General features: G+C 66.6%; 6 protein-coding genes and 5 pseudogenes. 8 read left to right on the top strand and 3 right to left on the bottom strand.

What is annotated here, in order from left to right:
• Positions 1-250: 250 nt before the first annotated feature.
• Positions 251-627 (top strand): annotated as a pseudogene (locus ACFWDI_RS40500) (transposase); the annotation flags it as partial.
• 21 nt (positions 628-648) lie between these two features.
• Here the strand turns inward: ACFWDI_RS40500 and ACFWDI_RS40495 are convergent.
• Positions 649-1,621, bottom strand: a pseudogene (locus ACFWDI_RS40495) (transposase); the annotation flags it as partial.
• Here ACFWDI_RS40495 and ACFWDI_RS40490 point away from each other — a divergent pair.
• The 3 genes from ACFWDI_RS40490 to ACFWDI_RS40480 are packed head-to-tail and all read left to right on the top strand — an operon-like array spanning position 1,535 to position 3,866.
• Entirely contained in the window at positions 1,535-2,122 is a 588-nt protein-coding gene (locus ACFWDI_RS40490) for a site-specific integrase (RefSeq protein WP_385312055.1), read from the top strand. The pseudogene ACFWDI_RS40495 and the gene ACFWDI_RS40490 overlap by 87 nt on opposite strands.
• Entirely contained in the window at positions 2,110-2,682 is a 573-nt protein-coding gene (locus tag ACFWDI_RS40485) for a tyrosine-type recombinase/integrase (protein WP_385312054.1), read from the top strand. The genes ACFWDI_RS40490 and ACFWDI_RS40485 overlap by 13 nt, the downstream gene beginning before the upstream one ends.
• Positions 2,679-3,866: a hypothetical protein gene (locus tag ACFWDI_RS40480; protein ID WP_385312053.1), complete on the top strand. Its 1,188-nt coding sequence runs from the start codon at positions 2,679-2,681 to the stop codon at positions 3,864-3,866. The genes ACFWDI_RS40485 and ACFWDI_RS40480 overlap by 4 nt, the downstream gene beginning before the upstream one ends.
• 26 nt (positions 3,867-3,892) lie before the next feature.
• Here ACFWDI_RS40480 and ACFWDI_RS40475 read toward each other — a convergent pair.
• Positions 3,893-4,165, bottom strand: a pseudogene (locus ACFWDI_RS40475) (transposase); the annotation flags it as partial.
• A 371-nt stretch (positions 4,166-4,536) separates the two neighbouring features.
• Between ACFWDI_RS40475 and istA the strand changes: the two are divergent.
• From istA to ACFWDI_RS40455, 4 genes and pseudogenes are all read left to right on the top strand, one after another.
• Positions 4,537-5,730: pseudogene (gene istA / locus ACFWDI_RS40470) on the top strand (IS21 family transposase).
• Positions 5,727-6,175 (top strand): annotated as a pseudogene (locus tag ACFWDI_RS40465) (ATP-binding protein). The pseudogenes istA and ACFWDI_RS40465 overlap by 4 nt, the downstream one beginning before the upstream one ends.
• Positions 6,091-6,876, top strand: coding sequence for a transposase (locus ACFWDI_RS40460; RefSeq protein ID WP_385312052.1), 786 nt, complete (start codon positions 6,091-6,093; stop codon positions 6,874-6,876). The pseudogene ACFWDI_RS40465 and the gene ACFWDI_RS40460 overlap by 85 nt, the downstream one beginning before the upstream one ends.
• Before the next feature lie 98 nt (positions 6,877-6,974).
• A complete protein-coding gene (locus ACFWDI_RS40455; protein WP_385312051.1) occupies positions 6,975-7,565 on the top strand; it encodes an alpha/beta hydrolase in 591 nt (196 codons plus the stop codon).
• A 27-nt stretch (positions 7,566-7,592) separates the two neighbouring features.
• Here ACFWDI_RS40455 and ACFWDI_RS40450 read toward each other — a convergent pair.
• On the bottom strand, positions 7,593-8,113 hold a 521-nt coding region (locus ACFWDI_RS40450; RefSeq protein ID WP_385312050.1), incomplete at its 5' end, for an ATP-binding protein.

Below are 8,113 nucleotides of genomic sequence, written 5' to 3'. Positions count from 1 at the left end.
CATCTCCGCTGGTGAGGCTGACGTTTGGCGACTCGCCAACCCGCGGGATGCCCCGTTCGTCACGCCACCGGTCGACCATGCGCCATCACGTCACCGGCCAGACGTACAAGTGGAAAAGGCTCCTGGAAGTCCGTCTGGTTTGAAGTTGCCACGGAATCGCCCGATGAACAGCGGAACAGCGGAACCGAGCCCTCCGTCTCGCCCATGATCACGCTACGCCGTCAGCGAGCGCAAGCCGTACCCCAGCGACCTGTCCGACGCCCGATGGGCCCTGATCGAGCCGACGTTGACGGCCTGGAGAAAGGCCCGGCTCGACCGCAGACCAACCGGACAGCGGCCAAGGTCGATTTACGGGACGTCTTCAACGCGATCCTCTACATCAACCGCACGGGAATTCCCTGAAAATACCTCCCGCATGACTTCCCGAACCACGGCACCGTCTACGCCTACTACGCGGCCTGGCGCGACGAAAGAATCTTCGCCCAGCTCAATTACGACCTGGCGGGCCTGGCCCGGGTGGAGGAAGGGCGCAAACCCGAGCCGACCGCCTCCGTGATCGACACCCAGAGCGTGAAGACCTCCAGCAACGTGCCCCTGACCAGCCAGGGAACGGATGCAGCCAAGAAGACATCCGATGCGGAAGATCTGTCAAGCAGCTGCCTGGAGTGGAGCCGCAGTTGGAGCCGGGAAGGCGATTGCTTCGTCAAAACTGACACGTTGCGTGAGGCAGTGGTGGAGGCAGCCGATCATGCGGCTGAAGAGGTTCCGCTGAGCGGCGGTGTGGCGGTCGCCGGCTTCACGGCGACGGTCGTAGTGAGCCCTGGCGCCGGTTGAATGAGTCAAGGAGGAGAATGCCCAGACGTATCCGACCGCGGCCAGTCTCTGGTTCTTCACGCGGCGGGCGAGGACCGTAACGCTCTTGCCGGATGCCCTGGTCACCGGAGCCGCTCCGGCGTATGCCTTGAGGCCCCTCGCGTCGGAGAACCGTGACCGGTCGTCGCCGATCTCGGCGAGTACCCGGGCACCGCTGAGTGGGCCGAGCCCTGGGAAGCTGATGATGATCTCGGCATCTGGATGAGCCCCGAACGCTTCGGCTGCCGCCTCCGCGAGGTCATCCGCGCTGGTGCAGGCGGCGTCGAGTTGCCGCAACAGCGCCAGGTTCTGATGCCCCATTGCCTCTTCGACCAGCGGTAGTTGGCGCATCTGGGGAAGGCGCAGAGCTGTCTGCAGCCGGTCCACCTCGGTGTCGATGGTGTTCTTTCGGCCGGCCTTCCTCAGGAGCGACCGGAGCTGGGCCTTGGTAAGCCGGGACGCACGCTCGGGAAGTGGGTGCGGCAGCCAGCAGGACGCGGGCGATGGGGTGGGTCACGCCTTCACGTCGTACGCCGACCGCGCTGAGGAACCCGGGGAAGTACTCACGCAGGTGCGAGGTGAGCTTGTTGCTTGCCTGGGTGCGGTCCCAGACAGCATCCTGTTGGGCTCTGGCGAGGACGGCGACGGCCTGGGCGAGCTCGCTGTCTTCGGGGAGGGCGCGATGAGCGGTAGCGTCCGTACGCAGAATGTTCGCGAGCACCATCGCGTCGAGGTGGTCGGACTTCTTGCGGGTGACGGCATGCCTATCAGTTACGTGGAATCTAGTCGGAGGGGCGGTCATGCTCCTCTGGACTTTGCCGCGTACTGGGGAGGGACGTTGGACGCCGAGAGCATCGAGAAGAAGTGGCCGGTCCTGGGCCGCCACGAACAGGCTGAGGGCTGGCTGTTGGTGTGGGTCGATCTTGGGCGGGCGCCTCGGACGATCGACGCGTACGCGCGCGGGCTCGCAGAGTACTTGCAGGTATGCGAGCGCGACGGGGTTGATCCCATCACGGCGAACCGTGCCAACGTCGCCGCGTACGTACGCGAGCTGAGCACACGCCCCGGCCGACGAGGGGCGAATGTCGTGTCGATCGATTCCGGCTCCGGGCTGGCGAATGCGACGCTGCAGCAGCGGCTGGTCCCGGTGCGCCGGTTCTACGACTTCCTCATCGAGGAAGGGGTGCGGGAGTCCAACCCCGTCGGGCGGGGCAAGTACCACCGGGTCGACATTTCGGCAGTTCACAGCGTGGTTTGGTGCCCCGGCTGACCAAGCTGCCGTGGATCCCCACGGAACAGCAGTGGCTGGATGTGCTGACGGTCGCACGGCACGAACCGATCCGGAACCGGTTGATGCTGGCGCTGGCCTACGACGCGGCTCTGCGCCGTGAGGAGCTGTGCTCTCTGCGGACTGACGACCTGGATCCGGCGCATCGGACGCTGCGAGTCCGGGCGGAGTGCACGAAGAACCGGATGGAGCGCGTCGTCCCGTATTCCGCGTCGACCGGGGTGCTGATGTCGGAGTACCTGGTCCACCGGGGCACGGTCAGCAGGGCTCGCGGTCCGTTGTTTCTCTCGGAGTCCCGCCGCAACCACGCCCAGCCGCTGACGCTGTGGACCTGGTCGAAGGTGGTGCGGCGCATCGCGCTCGCGGCCGACGTTCGTGGCCGCTGGACCAGCTCCGTCGGCGGCACGGTCACGACGCGCACGCGCCGGAATGGCGAGTCCTACATCGTCTTATCGCTCCACTCGACGAGGCTCGAGGCTCCCTGGGCTGGCTGCCCGACCTGGTGCACCACCGTCGCGCCGCGGATGATGCGACAGCATTGATTCTCCGTACCTGCCTGACCGAGGGGCAGGCGTACTGGGGCTGGACACCGGAGGCTTGGGCGCGACTGATCGCTACGGATGCACGCTCGTTCACAGCACCGTGGCCGAGCTGGCTGGAGCGATTCACCCGCCCCTACGTGATCGCCCTGGCCTACCTCGTCTGCGGTTTCGTCGACTTCCCTTGCATCGGCTCCTACAGCCGGCCCTCCGTGGCCCGGCGAGTTTTCGGCGACCACGCCTTGAACGCCGCGGTCACTGAAGTCACCGAGGTGCTGGCTGGTTGGGGCTATCGCTCGAGCGAGGGATCCCGGCACGGACTGCGGCGGGTCCTCTGCGAGGTCTTGTTGCTCAACCGCAGCCCGCTGCTTTCGGACCTGTCCGGCGAGACCCTGCTGCGGCTGCGGGAGGAGCCGGCGCTGAGCAGATGGAACCGCGACGTCCTGCACGTCATCCACCGGGCCGTGGCCGCTCTCGGCTACGCGGACCCGCCGTCCGAACCCAAGCGCACGAAGGGACCCGTCGAAATCGACGGCGCCGCTGATTCCTGGACCTCGTGGGTCGAGCGGTGGGCCGATACTTCAGCCCTGACGCCCAAGGTCCGGGGCACCAACAGGACCATCCTGGCCAAGGCCGGGCGGTGGCTGGCAGCCGAGCATCCCGAGGTCCGCGAACCAGCCCACTGGACCCGCACGACCTGCGCCTCCTGGGTCGCGGCAGTGGACCGGATGTCCACCGGCGACTTCACCCAGGTCCGCACCGGCTCACCTGAGCGGTGGGGGAAGCCCCTGTCACCTCGCACCAAAGCCGGCTACATCAAGGTCCTGCGAGGCTTCCTGCGCGACTGCCAGGAGTGGGACTGGATTCCGCGCCGCTTCGATCCCATGACGGCCCTGTCAACACCCCGCAGCATCCAGGCCCTGATCTCTCCCGATCCCCGAGTCATCGCCGACGGCATCTGGGCGAAGATCCTCTGGGCGGGCCTCAATCTGGAGCCAGGCGACATTCCCACCAACCGGCACGGGTTCATCTATCCCGTCGAACTGGTCAGGGCCGTCACTCTGACCTGGCTGTTCAGCGGCTTGCGCAGTGACGAGATCGCACGCCTGCGGCGGGGCTGCGTCCGCTGGCAGCACGAGGACGTCCCCCTACCGATCGTCGAGGTGAACCAGGGCAATACAAGATGAACTTGACAAAACAGATTCCACATAATGTCGCGATAGCGGGAGGCAGCCATCGGGTTGATCGCGTAGACCGGGCGGCCCGTGGCCCGGAGGCAGGAGACCAGCAGTCCGCGGGAAGTCTCGATGGCCGCCGGGATGGGTGCTGCCGCACTGTCGCCGTGGGCGGCAAGCATCTGGAGGAGTGCGGCGAGGCCTTCGATGCTGTCGTCGATGCGGGCCCTGGCGAGTAAGGAACCGGTGTCGTCGACTATGACGTCGTCGTGGTGGTCGCTGGCCCAGTCGATGCCGCAGAACACGCTCAATCTGGTTCACGTCCTGTTGTGGTGGAAGCTGTCGTGGCTGGTCACAGCCGTGCAGGGCACGCGTCTCTCTAATGGCAGGGCTCATGGCCCGACATCCGATTAGCCGTTCGTGACCCCAGCGACCCGCGAGGCTCTCGGTCTTGGCAGTAGCTCGTCGGCTACCGAACATGTCAGAGGTGGCCCTCGCGGGCGGCTCGGACCACGAACCTCAACAGTCAGATCATCTGGTCAGTTATGTTGCCGATGGTGTCGGCGTACACCTGAACGTCCCCACCCGCGTACGTATGAACGCGGCCAGTTTCTGATGCGCTGGGGAGTGTGGATCGGCACTCTGCTGCTTGGTCGGTGTGGGGCGGCGGAGGGGGTTGACGGTGGTCTTGGATCCGCATCGCTGGTTGGAACTGCGACGTTTCCGTTGGCTGTTGGAGTCCGGGGCGATGAGCCTGTCGGAGATCGCCAGGGAGACGGGGCTGGACCGCAAGACGGTCCGCAAGTACCTCTCGGCGCCGGGCCCGGCGACCCCGCCGCGCCGGTCGGCAAACGGTCGGTCCCTGGCGAGGAAGATCGACGAGTTCGCGCCGCTGATCGACTCGATGCTGCGGGCCGAGGTCCTGATGAAGGCGTCGGTGATCCACGAACGACTGGCCGCTGAGTACGGGTTCACCGGCAACTACCAACGCGTCAAGCTTTACGTCCAGGAAGCGCGCCCGCGGATCGCTGAGGAACTCGGCATCACCCCGAAGGAGTTGGCGGGCATGCACCGCCGCTTCGAGGTGATCCCCGGAGCCCAGGCACAGGTGGACTGGGGCGACGAGGGCAAGATCCTCGCCCACATGGGCATCGCGAAGGTCTACTCCTTCCACATGACGCTGTCGTACTCGCGTGATCCGTTCTGCTGCTTCACCACCAGCCAGGACCTGCAGACCTTCTTCGACTGCCACCGCCGGGCGTTTGCGCACTTCGGCGGGGTGCCGATGACGATCGCCCGTCGCTGCGGCAGCCGACTGCCTCCGGGTGCAGCGGGACCGCCTCGCCGGGAGCGACGTGTCGGCGCACGACGGTCTTGGTGCGGTCGTAGACCTTCGCCGGCCACTACGACTTCGACATCGACGTGCTGGCCGCCTACCGGCCCACCGGCAAGGGCCGCGTCGAACGCCAAGTCCTCATCGTCCGCGATCACGTCCTGTCCGGACGGGCCTCACCCAGGCGGCGAAGGCAGCGTCCATCTCCTCGACGGAGGAGAACACTCCACCGTCCCTGACACCTGCGGTGAAACGCTGCTGGCCGTTCATGAACGAGCAGTTGGCCGCGGCGTCCGCGTCGTTGAGAAAACGCACCGGGACGGGCTGCCGACCGGCAAGGGCCGCCGGACCACCACCGGCGACGTCCCGGCTCAGCCCCGGCGCGAGCCGGTCCTGGGCAGGGAGGCCGGGCCGCTGCAAGCCCTGCTGAACCGGGCTGCGGCAACCCGGGTCGAGGTCGGCCGCCGTCCGCTGTCGGTCTATGACGAGCTGACCGGCACCCGTCCCTTCACCACCCACCCGAGCACGAGGGAAACGTCTTGAGCGAGCTGGTCAGCACCCGCGTCCGCAGCACGGCCGGCAAGCTCGGCCTGCCCCACCTGACCGAAACGATCAACGAGTACATCCGGCGGGCCGACGAGGGGAAAATGGGCTATCTCGACTTCCTCGACCTGGTGCTGTCCGAGGAGTTGGCCGTCCGCGACGACCGCCGCTTCCGCCAGGGCCTGCGGCTGTCGAAGCTGCCGCACCACAAGACGCTGGACGAGTACGATTTTTCGTTCCAGCCCGACCTCGACCCGCGCAAGGTCAAGGACCGACCTCGAACAAGACCTTCAGCGAGTGGGGCCAGGTCTTCGGCGACGAGGTCCTCGCCACCGCCATCCTCGACCGGCTCCTCCACCATTGCGAAGTGATCGCGATCAACGGTCCCAGTTACCGGCTGAAGAACCGCCTGAAGGCCATCGAGCGGGAGAACGAAGTGGCCTGACAGCTGGGGACGTTCGTCTGTACGCAGCTGGGGAGAGAAGTCCGTACGCCGACATCCGCGAGTATCTCGCCGGGTTACTGCTGCCGCGGGACCGTAACAAGACGCTGACCTGCCTGGCCGGGACGGAGCCTGTGGTCGGTGCCCAGCATGCGGCTGTGCAGCGGCTGCAGTTCTTCCTGTCCGAGTCGACGTGGGATTTGGAGAAGGTCAACGCCCGGCGTGTGGAACTGCTGCTGGCGGATCCGGCCACGGCCCCGCACGCGGGCGGGGTGCTGGTGATCGACGATTCCGGAGACCGCAAGGACGGCAATGCCACCGCCCACGTGGGCAAGCAGTACCTGGGCTCGGTCGGGAAGATCGACCGTGGCGTCGTCACGGTGACCACCTGCTGGGCCGACGAGCGCGTCTACTACCCGCTGCACGCCGTCCCCTACACCCCCGCCCACCACTTCCCGAAGGGGAAGAACGACGCCGGCTTCCGCACGAAACTGCAGATCGGGGCCGCCCTGGCCCGTGATGCCCTTCGGGCGGGGGTGTCCTTGCGGGCAGTCGCCGCCGACTGCGCCTACGGCGACCAGGACGCCTTCCGCAGGGAACTGGACGCCGCAGGACTGCCGTTCGTGATGGCGCTCAAGCCCCGCCGGGGAGCCTGGTCATACGGCGAGGAGGCATACACGCCCGTGGTGTCGACGGTCGCGTAATTCCCCAGGTGCCGTGGTCACGTAATTCCCCAGGTGGTGGTTGTAGCGGCGGTCGGGCACCGCGAGTCGCATGATCAGGTGGCTAGTAGTCTGCGGCCATGCCTGATCCCGTCCCGTTCGCCGTTCCCACCCGCTTCGACGGAGCCCGCGATCGTGTCGCGGTCGTCGTTCCAGGAGTTGGCTACTCGCCTGCCAGGCCGCTGCTGCACTTCGCTCGTAGCGTCCTGCTCCAGCACGGCTGGACGGTCCAGGAGTTGTGGTGGCAGATCCCCGATGGGTTCTCGCAGTTCACCGTGAACGACCGGGTCGAATGGGTGGAGCGGCAGGTCACCGAGGCTGTCGATGCCGAAGCGGGCGCCTGTCGGCTGCTGATCGGCAAGTCCCTGGGCTCCCTCGCCTGCGGAATCGCAGCTGACAGGAACATCCCGGCAGCCTGGCTCACCCCGGTTCTGACCAGCGACCACGTCACCGCGGCTCTTCAGCGAGCGACGGAGCCGACCCTTCTCATCGGCGGAAGCGCCGACAAGCTGTGGGATTCACGAATCGCCGCGTCCCTGCGGCACGAGGTCCTGGAAGTGCCCTCGGCGGACCATGGTCTGGAACTCGCAGACGATGCCGCAGGATCCGTTGAGGTCCTGCGGCAAGTTGTCTCTCGGCTGGACCACTTCATCGGCTCGCTCGGCCGCTGAGGGCACTGAACAAGAGCGCTCCGATCTCTAGCCGCCGGCAGATGAGTCGGGCTTGCCGGTCGGCCCCTTGGGCCGCTTGTTGGGTCGGTAGCTGGGGCCGTTCATGATGATCTGGTGGCTGGCGTTGATCAGCCGGTCCAGGAGTGACTCGGCGACGACCGGGTTGGGGAAGAGTGGATACCAGTCGCTGGGTGCCCGGTTGCTGGTGATGATCAGGGACCGTCCTTGCCGCTCGGAGACGAGTTCGTAGAGGTCGTCGGCCTGGGACGCTGACAGTTGGCGCATGGCGAAGTCGTCGAGGATGAGCACGTCGGGCCGGATGAGGTCACGCATGCGTTTGTCCCAGGTGCGGTCCGCGTGGCCGCCGGCGAGCTCGCCCAGGATGCGGCTGGTCTTGGCGAAGCGGACGTTGGCGCCCTGCCGGACGGCTTGGTGGCCGAGAGCCTGGGCGACGTGGGTCTTGCCGGTTCCGGGCGTTATCGCCGGTTCGTTCGCGATCTGAGCGTGTTGTTGCAGCTCAAGACGGTTCTTCGATCGATGGAGCGTGG

It is taken from the genome of Streptomyces sp. NPDC060064 (assembly GCF_042736455.1).
Classification (GTDB): domain Bacteria; phylum Actinomycetota; class Actinomycetes; order Streptomycetales; family Streptomycetaceae; genus Streptomyces.
Note: the sequence above shows the minus strand (reverse complement) of the source record. Positions and strands in the feature narration are given on the sequence as shown.

Coding starts and splice junctions, on each gene's coding strand:
- ACFWDI_RS40490 (WP_385312055.1), top strand. CDS start 1,535: ATGAGCGGTAGCGTCCGTACGCAGAATGTTCGCGAGCACCATCGCGTC.
- ACFWDI_RS40455 (WP_385312051.1), top strand. CDS start 6,975: ATGCCTGATCCCGTCCCGTTCGCCGTTCCCACCCGCTTCGACGGAGCC.